Raw genomic sequence first — 16,135 nt, 5'->3', positions numbered from 1 at the left:
TATGAAATAAAACTAGATAGGCTTTAGCTTGTATCAATATTCTGTGGTATTCAATAAAAAGCCCCTCAAAAGAGGGGCTTGAAGCAATTTTTGTAACTTGGCCTACGTAAAGGTGATAAGTTAATGCCAACTTTTCACTGCGTTTACGCGACGTCGCTGTTACTCGATTTAATCAATCTGAGGACCAGCCGCAACCAGAGATTTACCTTCAGCGTTGTCTGTGTACTTATCAAAGTTATTGATAAAGCGCGCTGCTAAATCTTTCGCTTTGCTTTCCCACTGAAGTGGGTCAACGTACGTGTCGCGAGGGTCTAGAATGCTAGGATCCACACCTGGTAGTGATGTTGGTACTTCAAGGTTGAAGATTGGAATGTGCTTAGTTGGTGCTTCTTCAATCGAACCATCAAGAATGGCATCAATAATTCCGCGTGTATCTTGAATAGAGATACGTTTGCCAGTGCCGTTCCAACCAGTATTCACTAGGTAAGCCTCAGCGCCTGCTGCTTCCATGCGTTTAACCAGTACTTCTGCGTATTTAGTTGGGTGAAGCGTTAGGAACGCCGCGCCGAAACAAGCAGAGAAAGTTGGTGTTGGCTCAGTAATACCGCGCTCTGTTCCCGCTAGTTTGGCGGTAAAGCCAGACAGGAAGTGGTACTTAGTTTGCTCGGGTGTCAATTTAGATACTGGAGGCAGTACGCCAAATGCATCGGCTGATAGGAAGATCACTTTATTCGCGTGACCGCCTTTTGATACTGGCTTAACGATATTATCGATATGGTAGATAGGGTAAGAAACACGTGTGTTTTCTGTTTTCGAACCATCATCAAAGTCGATAGAGCCATCGCCACGTACTGTTACGTTTTCTAGCAGTGCATCACGACGAATTGCATTGTAGATGTCCGGCTCTGCTTCTTTCGAAAGTTTGATGGTTTTTGCGTAACAACCACCTTCGAAGTTGAAGACACCGTCATCATCCCAGCCGTGCTCATCATCACCAATTAGCGCACGTTTAGGATCAGTCGACAGGGTCGTTTTACCTGTACCAGATAGACCGAAGAATACCGCTACATCGCCATCTTTGCCCATGTTAGCGCTACAGTGCATTGATGCGATGTCTTTTAGTGGAAGGAAGTAGTTCATCATGGCGAACATACCTTTCTTCATTTCACCGCCGTACCAAGTACCACCGATAAGTTGCATGCGCTCGGTTAGGTTAAATACGGTGAAGTTTTCTGAGTTCAGGCCTTGCTCTTCCCATTTTGGATTAGTGCATTTTGCGCCATTCATTACTACGAAGTCTGGTTCAAATGTCGCTAACTCTTCTTCTGTCGGGCGAATAAACATGTTTTTAACGAAGTGCGCTTGCCATGCGACTTCTGTGATAACACGAATGCTCAAACGTGTATCTGGGTTTGCACCACAGTAACCGTCAACAACAAACAAGCGTTTGTTAGAAAGCTGGTTTGTGACCAGTTCTTTTAGCTCGTCCCACACTTCAGGAGTGATTGGCTTGTTATCATTTTTCACTTGATCAGACGTCCACCACATATGTTCTTCTGTCGTAGCGTCTTTGACGATGTATTTATCTTTTGGTGAGCGACCAGTAAAGATGCCAGTGTCAACGGCAACCGCACCTAGTTCAGTAACCACGCCGCGCTCATAACCGGTTAGGTCTTCACGCGTTTCTTCCTCAAACAACATTTCGTAGCTTGGGTTGCGAATAACCTCTTTTACGTTATGCAGTCCGTGCTTGGTTAGATCAAGTGTTGCAGCCTTAGTATGTTCCATAACGGTCATAGGTGCTCCTTATAAGGATTTTGTAGGGATTTTGTAAGAATGTTTTAATTTTAATCTGCTCACCATGCTAGCAACGGGGCGGGGAGAAAACAGGGAGATAGCTCAAAATTTACCCATGATTTCAATAAGGTTTTAGGTAACCCGTCACATATTGGTGGGAATAGTCTATCGTGCACGCAATCCTTTGCGCTAGGGCAAAATCATTATTAATTGTTTAAAATTAAGCAGTTGTTTTATTACGCTTGAGGCTAGTTATTACGAGGGGTTGATCACAAAAAGGCCAGCATTAAGCTGGCCTTTTGTAGGGTAAATTACGTGCTTGATAAGCTATATAAATTAATGCAGGGTTTTCTTGTCCGTAGAAGCTTGTGCATACAGTTCAGTGACTTCAGATTCGTCGAACGTATAAGTTGTGCCACAGTAATCACAATGTAAAGAAACTGATCCAACTTCTGCCAAAATGTCATAAATTTCAGCTTTCTCAACGGTGATGATTGCGGCACCGCTACGCTCACGAGAACAGCCACAATGGAACTCGACAGGTTGCGGCTCGTACAGACGTACTTTGTCTTGGTTATATAGTCGATACAATAACTCGTTCGCTTCTAAACCAAACAATTCTTCATCTTTTACTGTGTCAGTGAGCTGCTCTAGATGTTCGAAATCATCTGGAGAGCCAGTGCCGTCAGGGATCACTTGAATCAACATACCTGCTGCGTGTGCTTTGCCTTCATGCTCACCAGTGCGGATCCATAGGCGCGTTTTTAACTGCTCTGAGTTTGCAAAGTAGCCTTCTAGCACTTCTGCTAAAGTGTCACCTTCTAGTCCAACGACGCCTTGGTAACGCTCGCCGTTTTTCGGTTCGATGGTGATCACAAGGTAGCCCTTACCCATTAGATCGTGAATGTTTGCGTCATCGGCAACATCGCCTTCCCAGCGAGCTACGCCACGAACACGTTGGTTATGGTCACCGTTGATAACGGCAAGAGACACAGGACCGTCGCCTTGTAGCTGGATGGTGATCGAACCTTCGAACTTAAGAGTGGCAGTTAAAAGAGTAGTTGAAACGAGTAGCTCACCCAGCAGTTTCTCTATTGCTGCCGGATATTCCTTGCTGGAGATAACACGTTGGTACGCTTCATCCAATTGTACCAACTCGCCACGTACTGAAAGATCTTCGAATAGGTAGCGGTTTAAAACATTATTTGCCATGGAGTGCTTTCCTCGTTGGTAATTCCGGCTTTTATTGGTGTTTGAACTTAATGATGTCTCGGCGCTGCTTTTTATCTGGGCGGCGTTCCGGACTTGGGTTGTGGGCATTAAGCTTACGTTGAGTCGCGTGTTCCTCACGTTTCGCGATACTCTCATTGGTTTCGCGATATAAGGTTTGTGCGATGGGAGCGCCTCGGCGTTGATCTGAGATTTGTTCGATGATCACGATTTTTTCTTCGTTGCCTTGACGAAGTCTGACTTCAGCGCCCACTTCAACGATTTTACTCGGCTTGCTTCGTTGGCCATTATAGTGGACTTTACCGCCATCGACCATGTTACGCGCGATGGAGCGGGTTTTGTAAAATCTTGCGGCCCATAGCCATTTATCTAGCCTAACGGCTTCATTTAGGGAACTCATAGAACACTACGCTATCTAATCACTGCCCGAATACGGCAATGAGTGATGGATTATTCACCTACAGATGGAGTCAAGGCGTATTTTTTTCAAGGGAGTTGGCAAAAACTGCATAAGAAAAAGGTATGAAAGACAACTTGTGATATAGTTCACTGCTCTTTGTTGAGTAATAATTTTATTGCAAATTTAGCAATTTAAAGTCGATAGCTATCGTTATAGCTTAAATGACGGACGTTAGAATAAAGGAATCCATTCAGTGAAACGTTTAGAGCTAAGTGCAGGATTATCAAGCAGACCGCTACTGGCTCAGATCAAGTCCAATCATTATACCATTCAAGCCAAACTTAGCTTGTTGCTTACCTGTCTGTTTATTGCGATAACCGGATGGATACTTGGCAAAATTGTGTGGTTAGCCATACCTCAATCGTCGGAAGTGCCGCAATGGCGTCCATCGGCGAGTAGCGTTGCTGCGAGCAATAAAGGCGACGCGATAGATTTTAATGCCCTTCAGAATGCCAACCTATTCGGTAAATACACTGAGCAAAAAGCGGCGGTTGTAGAACAGCCTATTGTTAAAGACGCCCCTAAGACGCGCCTTAACCTTACGCTGGTCGGTGCGGTTGCCAGCAGTGATGCCAACACCAGCCTTGCTGTTATTGCTAACCGAGGTAAGCAAGCTACGTACGGTTTGGGTGAAGAAATCGAAGGGACACGTGCGACACTAAAAGCGGTATTGGTGGATCGCGTCATCATTGATAACCAAGGTCGAGACGAGACCTTAATGATGGAAGGTATAGAATATAAGAAGCTATCTGAATCGCCGCAGGTAGCTAGGGCGCAAGCTCAGCGAGCAGAAGCAGCGACGTCTGACGTTGGAGAGAAATTAGAGCAAATCCGCGAAGAAATTGCGAAAGATCCACAAAGCGTTTTTAAATACATCACCATTTCACCCGTCAAAAAAGACGGAGACATTGTTGGTTATCGAGTATCACCTGGTCGTGATGCCGCATTATTTAATGATGTAGGGCTACAACCTGGTGATATTGCGGTTCAACTGAACGGGATCGATTTAAGTGATCCGTCTTCTTCAGTACAACTGATGCAAGTGATGAGCGATCCGCAAGAATTAAATTTAACTGTTGAGCGAGACGGCCAACAGTACGATATCTATATCCAATTGTAAGACTTAGGCAACCGGCGTAAGTTCAGGGAGACATACGTGAAACATTGGTTCAGCAAAAGTGCTTGGCTACTAGCAGGAAGTTTACTCTGCGTACCAGGTGCAATGGCAAACGAATTTAGTGCGAGCTTTAAAGGCACTGATATTCAAGAATTCATCAACATAGTGGGTCGTAACCTCGAAAAGACCATCATTGTTGATCCTTCAGTACGCGGTAAGATCGATGTCCGCAGCTATGACGTACTTAACGAAGAGCAATATTACAGCTTTTTCCTTAATGTCCTTGAAGTATACGGTTACGCAGTCGTAGAGATGGACAATGGGGTACTTAAGGTTATCAAAGCAAAAGACTCAAAAACCTCAGCAATCCCTGTGTTAGGTGATGGCAGCGCGCAAGGCGATAGTGTTATCACTCGAGTTGTCGCGGTGCGTAATGTGTCGGTTCGAGAGTTGTCTCCTCTACTTCGTCAGCTGATTGATAACGCCGGTGCCGGTAACGTGGTTCATTATGATCCAGCGAATATTATCTTGATCACAGGTCGTGCGGCAGTAGTGAATCGCTTAGCAGAGATCATCAAGCGTGTTGACCAAGCCGGTGATAAAGAAATTGAATTGGTAGAGCTGCGTAATGCATCTGCTGCTGAAATGGTACGCATTGTTGAAGCACTGAATAAAAGTGCGAATCAGAAAAGCACGCCAGAGTTCCTTGAACCTAAAATTGTGGCCGATGAACGTACTAACGCGATTTTAATTTCTGGTGATCCAAAAGTAAGAGCCCGCTTGAAACGTTTGATTCGTCAACTTGATGTTGAAATGGCGACAAAAGGTAACAACCGAGTTGTGTACCTGAAAAATGCGAAAGCTGAAGATTTGGTGGATGTATTGAAAGGTGTTTCCGATAACCTACAAGCTGAAAAACAAGCCGGTCAGAAAACATCAGGTGCATCGCGTGGTGAGGTCGTCATTGCTGCTCACGCTGCAACTAACTCGTTAGTTTTAACAGCGCCACCAGATATTATGATGGCATTACAAGACGTCATTTCTCAACTCGATATTCGTCGTGCTCAGGTTCTTATTGAAGCGTTAATTGTCGAAATGTCTGAAGGTGATGGTATTAACCTAGGTGTTCAGTGGGGTTCATTAGAAACGGGTGCTGTAATTCAGTACGGTAACTCAGGAGCCCCGATTGGTCAGGTGATGGTTGGGCTAGAAGAAGCAAAAGATCAAACCCGAACTGAATACTATACCAACTCTAATGGCGAACGAACGCCATATGATGTTACTGAATCAGGTGACTACTCTACGCTAGCGTCAGCACTTAGCGGAGTAAATGGTGCGGCAATGAGTATTGTCATGGGTGACTGGACAGCGCTAATTAGTGCTGTTGCTTCTGACTCCAACTCAAACATTCTATCTTCTCCGAGTATTACCGTAATGGATAATGGCGAAGCATCATTTATTGTGGGTGAAGAGGTTCCGGTTATTACGGGCTCTACGGCTGGCTCAAACAACGACAACCCATTCCAAACGGTTGACCGTAAAGAAGTCGGTATCAAACTCAAAGTAGTGCCACAAATTAACGAAGGTGACTCTGTACAGTTAAACATTGAACAAGAAGTTTCCAACGTATTAGGCGCAAACGGTGCGGTTGACGTTCGCTTTGCTAAACGACAGTTAAACACCTCTGTCATGATCCAAGATGGTCAGATGTTGGTTCTTGGTGGTTTGGTCGATGAACGCGCACTTGAAAGTGAGTCCAAAGTGCCGCTATTGGGTGACATTCCGGTACTTGGCCATCTGTTCAAGTCAACTAGCACGCAAACAGAAAAACGTAACTTGATGGTGTTCATCAAGCCGACGATTATTCGCGATGGTGTGACGGCCGACGGTATTACGCAGCGTAAATACAACTTTATTCGCGCAGAACAGCTTTACAAAGCGGATCAAGGGTTGAAGTTGATGGCTGACGAGAAGATCCCGGTTATGCCTGCCTTTGGCCAGGAGCGTCAGCACCCAACAGAGATTCAAGCGTTTATTGATCAAATGGAAAACAACTAATGGTTGATATGTTAGACACAGCGCCAAGTATGCGTCGTCTGCCATTCAGTTTTGCCAACCGCTTTAAACTGGTGCTGGAGACAGAGCATCCTGAGCGTCCACCTATTCTTTACTATGTCGAGCCGCTTAACCCTGCGGCTCTGGTTGAAGTCCGTCGTGTATTAAAGAAAAGCTTCGTACCACAACCTATCGATAAAGAAGCCTTTGATAAAAAGCTGACCGAAGCATATCAACGTGACTCGTCTGAAGCGCGTCAGTTGATGGAAGATATTGGTGCTGATAGCGATGATTTCTTCTCTTTGGCTGAAGAACTGCCGCACGATGAAGACTTATTAGAATCGGAAGACGATGCGCCAATCATCAAATTGATCAACGCCATGTTGGGCGAAGCGATCAAAGAAGGTGCTTCGGATATTCATATTGAGACGTTCGAGAAAACCCTTTCGATTCGTTTCCGTGTCGATGGCGTATTGCGTGAAGTCCTGACTCCAAGCCGTAAGCTAGCGCCTTTGCTAGTTTCTCGTGTGAAGGTTATGGCTAAACTAGATATCGCAGAAAAGCGTGTGCCTCAAGATGGCCGTATTTCGTTGCGTATCGGTGGTCGTGCGGTGGACGTGCGTGTATCTACGATGCCGTCCTCACATGGTGAGCGCGTGGTAATGCGTTTGTTGGATAAAAACGCGACTCGTCTTGATTTACATAGTTTGGGCATGACACCTTCAGTGCATGACAACTTCCGTCACTTGATTGGCCGCCCTCACGGTATCATCTTGGTGACGGGCCCGACAGGTTCTGGTAAATCCACCACCTTGTATGCTGGCTTGCAAGAGATCAATAGCAACGAGCGCAACATTCTAACGGTTGAAGACCCGATCGAATTTGATATTGATGGCATCGGTCAAACTCAGGTGAACCCAAAGGTCGACATGACTTTTGCGCGTGGTTTGCGTGCCATTCTGCGTCAGGACCCGGATGTGGTGATGGTCGGTGAGATCCGTGACTTAGAAACCGCACAAATTGCAGTGCAAGCGTCCTTAACGGGTCACTTGGTAATGTCTACTCTCCACACCAACACCGCAGTGGGTGCGATTACGCGTCTACGTGATATGGGTATTGAGCCATTCCTTATTTCTTCTTCGTTATTAGGGGTGCTAGCGCAGCGCTTAGTTCGAACGCTTTGTCCAAGCTGTAAAGAGCCGTATGAAGCCGATGCTGAACAGAAGAAACTGTTTGGTATGGAAGCGCATGAACCACTAGAGCTACACCGTGCTAAAGGCTGCGAAGCGTGTAACCAAAAAGGTTACCGAGGTCGAACAGGTATCCACGAGCTCATTATGGTCGATGAGCAAGTGCAAGAATTGATTCACCGAGAGTCTGGTGAGCAAGAAATTGAGAGAGCCGTTCGCGCCCATACGCCAAGTATTCGCAGTGATGGTCTAAGCAAAGTACGTCGTGGTATTACGTCACTTGAAGAAGTGATGCGAGTGACGAAGGAAACCTAATGGCGGCATTTGAGTACAAAGCGCTAGATGCAAAAGGCAAGCATAAAAAAGGCACGATAGAAGGGGACAACGCCCGACAAGTGCGCCAGCGACTCAAAGAGCAAGGGATGATCCCGATTGAAGTGGTGGAGACGAAAGCTAAATCGGCTAAGTCTTCAGGCTCAGTCAGCTTTAAGCGCGGCATCTCAACATCTGAGCTGGCACTAATCACACGTCAATTGTCCACGTTAGTCCAATCAGGCATGCCTCTGGAAGAATGTTTGCGCGCGGTCTCTGAGCAGGCTGAAAAGCCGAGAATTCGTTCTATGCTGGCTGCGGTTCGCTCGAAAGTAACCGAGGGTTATCCGCTCGCCGACAGTTTTGCTGATTACCCACACGTGTTTGATGAACTGTACCGCTCTATGGTTGCGGCGGGCGAAAAATCAGGTCACCTCGATACCGTATTAGAGCGTTTGGCAGACTATGTCGAAAACCGCCAAAAGATGCGATCTAAATTGCTTCAAGCCATGATTTATCCTGTAGTTTTGGTGGTATTCGCGGTTGTCATCGTTTCGTTCTTATTGGCGACAGTGGTTCCTAAAATCATTGAACCCATCATTCAGATGGGCCAAGAGTTACCTCAATCGACGCAATTTTTACTGGCAGCCAGTGAGTTTGTGCAAGATTGGGGGCTGATTATTTTCGTTGTGCTGGTGGCGCTTTTCTATGGCCTCAAACTGGCGTTGCAAAAGCCAGACTTTCGCTTAGCTTGGGACAGAAAAATCTTGAGCTTACCGCTAATAGGTAAGATCTCTCGAGGTTTGAATACCGCACGATTCGCACGAACACTTTCGATCTGTACTTCCAGTGCGATTCCAATTCTCGAGGGTATGCGCGTTGCGGTAGATGTTATGTCTAACCGTTATGTGAAGCAGCAAGTCTTGCTTGCAGCGGATAACGTCCGAGAGGGCGCTAGTTTGCGTAAGGCGTTGGACCAAACTCGCTTGTTTCCACCAATGATGCTACACATGATCGCCAGTGGTGAGCAAAGTGGTGAATTAGAGAGCATGTTGACGCGGGCAGCCGATAACCAAGATCAAAACTTTGAATCAACAGTCAATATTGCTCTGGGTGTGTTTACTCCTGCGCTGATTGCATTAATGGCTGGATTAGTGTTGTTCATTGTGATGGCGACCTTGATGCCAATGCTAGAAATGAATAACTTGATGAGCGGATAATTTCGAATTAAGACGTGTCTACTAACGGCATGGCTTTAATCTAACTTTCGGAGAAAAAAATGAAGTTTAAGCGTAGTAAACAACAGGGTTTTACACTTTTAGAAGTGATGGTTGTTGTAGTTATCCTGGGTATTTTGGCAAGTTTTGTTGTTCCAAACCTATTGGGTAACAAAGAGAAGGCAGACCAACAAAAAGCGATTACGGACATTGTCGCGTTGGAAAATGCCTTAGATATGTACAAGTTGGACAACAGCGTTTACCCAACAACGGACCAAGGTCTAGAAGCATTGGTTAGCAAGCCATCTAACCCAGAGCCACGCAACTACCGTGATGGTGGTTACATCAAACGTCTTCCTAATGACCCTTGGGGCAACCAGTACCAATACTTAAGCCCAGGTGATAACGGTACAATCGATATCTTCACTCTAGGCGCAGATGGCCAAGAGGGTGGAGAAGGTCCAGCTGCAGATATTGGCAACTGGAACATGCAAGACTTCCAATAATTGAGCCTAAGCCAGCACTAATGAAACAAATGCGAAAACATAACGGTTTTACATTGATAGAAATTCTATTGGTGCTGGTTTTGCTATCTCTTACGGCTGTGGCCGTGATCTCGACGTTACCGACTAGCCAAAAAGATCTTTCCAAACAGTATGCTCAAAGCTTTTTTCAGCGTTTACAGCTGCTCAATGAAGAAGCGGTGCTGAGCGGTAAAGATTTTGGCGTTCGAGTGGATGATGCCAAATCGACCTACGCTCTACTGAGTTTAACCTCAGAAGGTTGGCAGCCTCTGAAATTAAAGCAGATTCCGAGCAAAACCAAGCTAGAAGAAGATATTACGCTACAACTCGAGCTCGGAGGTGGTGCTTGGGATAATGATGAGCGCTTATTCAAACCAGGTTCTCTTTTTGATGAAGACATGTTCGCAGAAGAAGAGGACGAAAAGAAAATTGAGCCACCGCAAGTGTTTATATTTTCCAGCGCCGAAGTCACGCCATTTACCCTGTCTTTTTTTCCGCAAAATGGTGATGCCTTTAATGACGGTTGGCGAGTCATTGGCAAAGAAAGTGGACAAATTTTGTTATTAGCTCCGGGCGAAGAAGTGAAAGAGGATGAGAATGCGCAATTTTAAGCAAGCTCACCCAAATTTGAGTCATCGCCGGACGAGAGGCATGACCTTACTGGAAGTATTGGTCGCACTGGCAATTTTCGCCACCGCTGCCATCAGTGTCATTCGCTCCGTGAGCCAGCATATTAATACAATCAGTTATTTAGAAGAAAAAATGTTTGCAGCCATGGTTGTGGATAATCAGATGGCAAATGTGATGTTGAATACCGGAGAACTCAAAGCGAAAAACGGCACAGAAGAGCTGGCAGGACGCACTTGGTTCTGGAAAGTCACGCCAGTCGCCACGACGCAGCCATTGCTGAAAGCATTTGATGTGAGCGTCTCGGTAGAGAAAAGCGCGAGCCCTGTAGTAACGGTACGAAGCTATGTGGCGCAATAATAATCCCCGCGCAAATACGCGCCAAAGGGTAAAAGGTTTTACACTTATTGAAGTGTTGGTATCGATTGCCATCTTTGCCAGTTTAAGTGTCGCTGCGTACCAAGTGGTATCGCAAGTACAGCGTAGCAATGCGCTATCACAAGAACGAACCCAACGCTTAAACGAAATTCAGCGTGCCATGGTGATGATGGATAACGATTTTCGTCAAATGGCGATGCGTCAAACACGTACTAATGGTGAAGAGCCTGCTAGCCGGCTAATTTTTTGGTCCGATTACCTGTTGGACTCCGATACCAAAGGACTGATGTTTGCCCGTTTAGGTTGGCACAACCCTCAGCAGCAGTTCCCTCGTGGAGAAGTAACCAAGGTTGGCTATCGCTTAAAAGAAGAAACACTGCAGCGAGTATGGTGGCGCTATCCTGATACGCCGGTTGGGCAACAAGGTACTGTTACTCCATTGCTAACGCAGGTCGAGTCATTTGATATGCGTTTCTATGATGGTAAGCAATGGAAAAAAGAGTGGGCTGAAGAAAAAGCGCTGCCGAAAGCGGTTTCTGTTGTTCTCACTCTCAAAGACTATGGAGAAATTGCCCGCACTTATCTCACTCCTGATGGCACATTGAGTCAGAAAGAGGAAAGTTCAGGAGACAGCAATAATGGTTAACCGTCAGCGCGGTGTTGCTTTGATTATAGTGTTGATGTTGCTGGCGATTATGGCGACGGTTGCCGCCAGCATGTCGGAACGTTTGTTCTTACAGTTTCAGCGAGGCGCTAATCAAATCAATTACCAGCAAGCGTACTGGTACAGCCTTGGCGTCGAGGCGCTAGCAAAAGTGGGTATCGAACAAAGTTATAAAGACACCGACACGATTAATATGAGTCAACCGTGGGCGATAAAAGAGCAAGTCTATCCGTTAGATTATGGTCAAGCGGCGGGACGAATTAGAGACAAGCAAGCGTGCTTTAATCTAAATGTATTGAGTCGTGTGCAACCAACGGGTCAGCAAATTACAAGACCATATTTAGTGAATGTATTGCAGCGCCTATTAGAAGAGTTGGATGTCGAGCCATATCAAGCAGAAATCATTGCAGACTCTACTTGGGAATACATTGATGCTGATGACTCTGTCCGTTCGACTACTGGGGTTGAAGACAGCACATATGAAGCGATGAAACCTTCCTATTTGGCATCAAATGGTTGGATGGCAGATGCTTCCGAGTTACGGGCTGTCTATCAGGTGAGTGGTGAAATTTTCCAAAAATTGGAGCCGTTGGTCTGTGCATTGCCAAGTGATGACTGGCGTTTAAACGTGAATACGATTGATGTTGAGCAAACTCCGATTTTGGTGGCAATGTTCTCACCAAACTTAAGCAGTAGTGATGCGATTCAGCTAATTGAAAAACGCCCATTTGATGGGTGGGATAGCATTGATGAATTTTTAGCAGAGTCAGAAATGGCTGGCTTAAGTGAAGATGTAAAGAAAAACGCCAAAGGCTATTTGGGTGTGGATAGCGCCTTTTTTGAATTGGATGCACAAGTGTTGGTGGATGAATCACGTGTACGTATCCGAAGCCTTTTGCAAAGTACAAATAGAGAAACGGTGACCGTAGTTCGCCGTCGTTTTGGAGGGATCAGTGAGCGAGTTTCTGACCGTTCGGCTGAGTAGCGAACAACAAAGTACCATTCCTTGGGTGGTGTGGTCGACAGATCAACAGGAAGTGATTGCTAGCGGTGAAATCGCCGGGTGGGAACACTTAGATGAATTGGTCTCATATGCTGGTCAGCGCCAAGTTGTGGCGCTGTTGGCGAGTAATGATGTGGTCCTGACGCAAGTGGATATACCGCCTGGTGCAACACGCCAATTCGAGGCGATGTTACCGTACTTAGTGGAAGACGAAGTTGCTCAGGACGTTGATGGCCTGCACTTTAGCGTGTTGGGTAAACAAGCGGATAAAGCGCAGATTTGCGCAGTTGAACGTGCTTGGATTCAGACTGTACTGCAACGTTTCTCAAGCCAAGGTATCGCTATTAAACGCATTTTACCCGATGTGCTTGCGTTACCGGTTCGTGGAGATCACAGCTGTGCTGCAATGATTGGCGAGCAATGGCTAATTCGTCACTCTGCGACAGAGGGCGCGGTTGTCGACGCTTCTTGGTTAGACCTTTACCTCTCTTCTTATCTACAAAATCATGAAGGTTGGAAGCTCGATTGCTATAGCTCGGTCCCGGAATCTGCGTTACCTGAAATATGGGAGCCGCAACCAGAAGAAATGACGATGGCTTTACTGGCGAAGGGGGTGACAGAAAGCAAAGTCAATTTGCTGACCGGGATCTTCAAGCCGAAATCTTCTTGGGGTAAATACTGGAAGCTCTGGCAAAAAGCCACCATTGCTGCGGGGGGGCTTATCGTCGTCATGGTTGCGCAGCAGTTGCTCGTGGTCCACAAGTACGAAGCACAAGCTCAAGCGTATCGTGAGGAGAGTGAGCGTATTTTCCGCCAGGTGTTCCCAAATAAACGACGCATTCCTACCGTTAGTTACCTCAAACGACAAATGAATGATGAAGAGCGCCGCTTATCTGGTGGAAGTGGTCAGCAGGCAATGTTGTCATGGTTGGCGGCATTACCCGCGACGCTTGGTCAGGTCAGTGACTTGGAGATCACTAGCTTTAAATACGACGGGCAACGTGGCGAAGTACGTATTCAGGCTCGTAGTTCAGACTTCCAACCTTTTGAGCAGGCTCGTGTGAAATTGGCAGAGAAGTTTAATGTTGAGCAAGGTCAGTTGAACCGTAGCGATAACGTTGTGGTTGGCAGCTTTGTTTTGAAGCGTTTGTGAGGTGATGATGAAAAATTTAATTTCTCAAGCTCAGGTTTGGTGGAGCAGCATCTCGCAGCGTGAGCAGCGTTTGGTCATGGGATGTGGCGCTATTGCCGTTATCGGTATTATTTATTGGGGTTTATTACAGCCAATGAGTCAACGTGCGGAGCTAGCTCAGTCACGTATTCAAAGTGAAAAGCAGTTGCTAGCTTGGGTACAAGATAAAGCGGATGGCATCACTGCACTGCGAAAAAGCAGCGGTGTGAGCTACTCTAGTCAACCGTTGAATCAGTTGGTTTCTTCTTCAGCTCGTCGTTATAAAGTTGAGTTGATTCGAGTACAACCTCGTAATGAGAGCGTTCAAGTGTGGATCAAACCACTCGCGTTTAATCAACTAGTGGATTGGTTACGTTACTTGAAAGAGCAACAGGGTATTGAAGTCGAATTTTTAGATATCGACCGAACAGAGCAAGCGGGCATGATCGATGTAAACCGCCTTCAGTTTAAGCGAGGTTAAGGTGAAGCGAGCAGTACTTTACGTTGTTATCTTTATCGTCTTTTTTTCAGTCAGTCTTTTAATGGGATTACCAGTCTCTTGGGTGTTACAACAAGCACCAACAGTGAGAGGCCTGGACATTCAAGGAGCCAACGGTTCGGTATGGCAAGGTCAAGCTTCTAGTATTCGTTGGCAGCGCCAGAACCTTGGAGAAGTTAATTGGGATTTCCAATGGTCGAGTCTACTGACAGGTAAAGCTGAGTTTGCTGTGCGCTTTGGTCGTGGTAGTGAAATAGACGTCCGTGGGCGCGGTTTTGTCGGCTATAGCTTAAGTGATGGCCCTTATGCCAAAAACTTAGTTGCCTCGATTCCGGCGGTAAAAGTTGTTGAGCAAGCGCGCCTCCCTGTGCCTGTTGGTGTTGATGGGCAGCTTGAGCTGAATATTCGTCATGCGACTTATGCTGCGCCTTGGTGTAAGGACGGTGAAGGCACTTTAGTATGGAATGCCAGTGGTATTCAAAGCCCCGTTGGCAGCTTAGATCTCGGTCCTGTGATTGCCGATATAAACTGTCAGGATAGTGTATTGACGGCAACTGGTGAGCAGAGCAGCAAACAAGTCTCTGCGGCGTTTTCCGCTGAACTGATGCCTAATCAACGGTACTCAACCAAAGCGTGGTTCAAACCTGGTGCAGAGTTCCCATCCAGCATGGGGGAGCAACTGAAATGGTTGGGTAAGCCGAATGCTCAAGGTCAATATGAGTTTAACTACCAAGGGCGCTTCTAACCTATCGTGACAAAATCCAATATCTTAAAAGAGCTGCTATTGTGCAGCTCTTTTTGCTTTTGGATCATCGTAAGCTAAAACCTCTATTCGCTGTACATTCGATCTTGATTGGGAGTGAATGAAAGTTTAAAGTCATGATTTTTAATCGATTTGTTTCTTTTGTTCAGCTTTGCAAGTAACTGGAACATGGTAGGCCAAATACTCCAAGTGCTGTACATAAGGTCAAAAAGAAAAGGCCACGAAGATATTCGTGGCCTTTCTATTACTAGAATTTTGTGCTCTAAATTTTACCGATAGGGCGCTTAATCTTTGCGTTGTAAAATCTCATTCCAAGGTAAATCCGCATCACCAAGAACAATAAAGTTCGGGTTTTCTAGTGTTTCCCGCTCGTTATATGACAGCGGTTCTAATTGCGTGCTGAGAATACGTCCGCCAGCTTCTTCAACAATGCATTGTGTCGCAGCGGTGTCCCACTCACCTGTTGGACCTAGTCGGAGATAGCAATCTACCGCCCCTTCCGCGACGAGGCATGCTTTCAATGCCGCAGAACCGAGCGGTATTAAGTCGTAATTCCAGGCGCTGCTCATACGGTTAGTAATACGATTGATGTCTTGGCGACGACTAATAGCAATTGCGATGCTTTGCTCTGGCTGTTCGTGTTTGTGTGTATGGATTTTGACGCTGTCCGACATGTCGGGAATTTTCCAGGCGCCTTTGCCATTATAAGCGTAGTAAGTCACGCCAGATACAGGACCGTAAACGACGCCCATGGTTGGTCGATTGTTGTCGACCAACGCGATAATAGTGGCAAAGTCACCACTGCGAGCGATGAATTCTTGAGTACCATCAAGAGGGTCGACTAACCAATAACGTTCCCACTGAGCGCGTTGCTCTAAGCTTATGTCTGCGTCTTCTTCTGACAACACGGGAATGTCAGGCGTCAGATCACTCAAGCGTTCAGTGATGAACTTGTGAGCTGCAATATCCGCACTTGTTACGGGAGTTTCGTCACTTTTGGTGTAGGCCTCATATTGCTTCTTTTCATATATTTCGAGGATCATTTGTCCAGCACTGCGGGCAATCTCGATGACTTGAGGAAGTAGGTGAGATAGATCTTTTGTCATTGGCATAAGTGATAGTCCTTAC

General features: G+C 46.1%; 16 protein-coding genes. 12 read left to right on the top strand and 4 right to left on the bottom strand.

Annotated elements, in window-relative coordinates; genetic code table 11:
* Nucleotides 1-168: 168 nt before the first annotated feature.
* The 3 genes from pckA to hslR all read right to left on the bottom strand — a co-directional run bounded on the left by pckA (nt 169) and on the right by hslR (nt 3,427).
* The gene (gene pckA / locus R7P80_RS13410; protein ID WP_005379288.1) at nt 169-1,797 is read right to left on the bottom strand and encodes a phosphoenolpyruvate carboxykinase (ATP); all 1,629 of its coding nucleotides are present in this window, start codon (nt 1,795-1,797) and stop codon (nt 169-171) included.
* A gap of 336 nt (nt 1,798-2,133) precedes the next feature.
* Nucleotides 2,134-3,009, bottom strand: coding sequence for an Hsp33 family molecular chaperone HslO (hslO, locus tag R7P80_RS13405; protein WP_005379290.1), 876 nt, complete (start codon nt 3,007-3,009; stop codon nt 2,134-2,136).
* A gap of 31 nt (nt 3,010-3,040) precedes the next feature.
* Entirely contained in the window at nt 3,041-3,427 is a 387-nt protein-coding gene (gene hslR / locus R7P80_RS13400; RefSeq protein ID WP_005379292.1) for a ribosome-associated heat shock protein Hsp15, read from the bottom strand.
* A gap of 253 nt (nt 3,428-3,680) precedes the next feature.
* Between hslR and gspC the strand changes: the two genes are divergently transcribed.
* The 12 genes from gspC to R7P80_RS13340 are packed head-to-tail and all read left to right on the top strand — an operon-like array spanning nt 3,681 to nt 14,989.
* Nucleotides 3,681-4,607, top strand: a complete 927-nt coding sequence (gspC, locus tag R7P80_RS13395) for a type II secretion system protein GspC (RefSeq protein WP_005379294.1) — start codon at nt 3,681-3,683, stop codon at nt 4,605-4,607.
* A gap of 36 nt (nt 4,608-4,643) precedes the next feature.
* Entirely contained in the window at nt 4,644-6,662 is a 2,019-nt protein-coding gene (gspD, locus tag R7P80_RS13390; RefSeq protein WP_005379295.1) for a type II secretion system secretin GspD, read from the top strand.
* Complete coding sequence (gene gspE / locus R7P80_RS13385) at nt 6,662-8,164, top strand: type II secretion system ATPase GspE (protein WP_005379296.1); 1,503 nt, start codon at nt 6,662-6,664, stop codon at nt 8,162-8,164. Before gspD ends, gspE begins: the two co-directional genes overlap by 1 nt.
* Nucleotides 8,164-9,381 (top strand): type II secretion system inner membrane protein GspF, encoded by a 1,218-nt coding sequence (gene gspF, locus R7P80_RS13380; protein ID WP_005382993.1) that lies wholly within the window; start codon nt 8,164-8,166, stop codon nt 9,379-9,381. Before gspE ends, gspF begins: the two co-directional genes overlap by 1 nt.
* Before the next feature lie 59 nt (nt 9,382-9,440).
* Entirely contained in the window at nt 9,441-9,884 is a 444-nt protein-coding gene (gene gspG, locus R7P80_RS13375) for a type II secretion system major pseudopilin GspG (protein WP_005379298.1), read from the top strand.
* 29 nt (nt 9,885-9,913) lie between these two features.
* Complete coding sequence (locus tag R7P80_RS13370) at nt 9,914-10,513, top strand: prepilin-type N-terminal cleavage/methylation domain-containing protein (protein WP_017635010.1); 600 nt, start codon at nt 9,914-9,916, stop codon at nt 10,511-10,513.
* Entirely contained in the window at nt 10,500-10,889 is a 390-nt protein-coding gene (gene gspI, locus R7P80_RS13365) for a type II secretion system minor pseudopilin GspI (RefSeq protein ID WP_017820691.1), read from the top strand. The genes R7P80_RS13370 and gspI overlap by 14 nt, the downstream gene beginning before the upstream one ends.
* Nucleotides 10,876-11,553, top strand: a complete 678-nt coding sequence (gene gspJ, locus R7P80_RS13360) for a type II secretion system minor pseudopilin GspJ (RefSeq protein WP_047103742.1) — start codon at nt 10,876-10,878, stop codon at nt 11,551-11,553. The genes gspI and gspJ overlap by 14 nt, the downstream gene beginning before the upstream one ends.
* Entirely contained in the window at nt 11,546-12,556 is a 1,011-nt protein-coding gene (gene gspK / locus R7P80_RS13355; RefSeq protein ID WP_005382999.1) for a type II secretion system minor pseudopilin GspK, read from the top strand. The genes gspJ and gspK overlap by 8 nt, the downstream gene beginning before the upstream one ends.
* Nucleotides 12,525-13,727: a type II secretion system protein GspL gene (gspL, locus tag R7P80_RS13350; protein ID WP_161444171.1), complete on the top strand. Its 1,203-nt coding sequence runs from the start codon at nt 12,525-12,527 to the stop codon at nt 13,725-13,727. Before gspK ends, gspL begins: the two co-directional genes overlap by 32 nt.
* Nucleotides 13,728-13,734: 7 nt before the next feature.
* The gene (locus tag R7P80_RS13345; protein WP_005383002.1) at nt 13,735-14,226 is read left to right on the top strand and encodes a type II secretion system protein M; all 492 of its coding nucleotides are present in this window, start codon (nt 13,735-13,737) and stop codon (nt 14,224-14,226) included.
* A 1-nt stretch (nt 14,227) separates the two neighbouring features.
* Nucleotides 14,228-14,989: a type II secretion system protein N gene (locus tag R7P80_RS13340; protein ID WP_158157102.1), complete on the top strand. Its 762-nt coding sequence runs from the start codon at nt 14,228-14,230 to the stop codon at nt 14,987-14,989.
* A 302-nt stretch (nt 14,990-15,291) separates the two neighbouring features.
* On the opposite strand, the gene cysQ is transcribed toward R7P80_RS13340, so the two are convergent.
* The gene (gene cysQ / locus R7P80_RS13335) at nt 15,292-16,119 is read right to left on the bottom strand and encodes a 3'(2'),5'-bisphosphate nucleotidase CysQ (protein ID WP_005379308.1); all 828 of its coding nucleotides are present in this window, start codon (nt 16,117-16,119) and stop codon (nt 15,292-15,294) included.
* Nucleotides 16,120-16,135: the final 16 nt, after the last annotated feature.

Origin of the sequence: Vibrio sp. 2092 (assembly GCF_033339635.1) — a bacterium.
In the GTDB taxonomy this organism is placed as follows: Bacteria; Pseudomonadota; Gammaproteobacteria; order Enterobacterales; family Vibrionaceae; genus Vibrio; species Vibrio alginolyticus.
Note: the sequence above shows the minus strand (reverse complement) of the source record. Positions and strands in the feature narration are given on the sequence as shown.

Excerpts from the sequence above, each read along its gene's own strand:
- pckA (WP_005379288.1), bottom strand. The coding sequence starts at position 1,797 with ATGACCGTTATGGAACATACTAAGGCTGCAACACTTGATCTAACCAAG.
- hslO (WP_005379290.1), bottom strand. The coding sequence starts at position 3,009 with ATGGCAAATAATGTTTTAAACCGCTACCTATTCGAAGATCTTTCAGTA.
- hslR (WP_005379292.1), bottom strand. The coding sequence starts at position 3,427 with ATGAGTTCCCTAAATGAAGCCGTTAGGCTAGATAAATGGCTATGGGCC.
- gspE (WP_005379296.1), top strand. The coding sequence starts at position 6,662 with ATGGTTGATATGTTAGACACAGCGCCAAGTATGCGTCGTCTGCCATTC.
- gspF (WP_005382993.1), top strand. The coding sequence starts at position 8,164 with ATGGCGGCATTTGAGTACAAAGCGCTAGATGCAAAAGGCAAGCATAAA.
- gspG (WP_005379298.1), top strand. The coding sequence starts at position 9,441 with ATGAAGTTTAAGCGTAGTAAACAACAGGGTTTTACACTTTTAGAAGTG.
- R7P80_RS13370 (WP_017635010.1), top strand. The coding sequence starts at position 9,914 with ATGCGAAAACATAACGGTTTTACATTGATAGAAATTCTATTGGTGCTG.
- gspI (WP_017820691.1), top strand. The coding sequence starts at position 10,500 with ATGCGCAATTTTAAGCAAGCTCACCCAAATTTGAGTCATCGCCGGACG.
- gspJ (WP_047103742.1), top strand. The coding sequence starts at position 10,876 with ATGTGGCGCAATAATAATCCCCGCGCAAATACGCGCCAAAGGGTAAAA.
- gspK (WP_005382999.1), top strand. The coding sequence starts at position 11,546 with ATGGTTAACCGTCAGCGCGGTGTTGCTTTGATTATAGTGTTGATGTTG.
- R7P80_RS13345 (WP_005383002.1), top strand. The coding sequence starts at position 13,735 with ATGAAAAATTTAATTTCTCAAGCTCAGGTTTGGTGGAGCAGCATCTCG.
- cysQ (WP_005379308.1), bottom strand. The coding sequence starts at position 16,119 with ATGCCAATGACAAAAGATCTATCTCACCTACTTCCTCAAGTCATCGAG.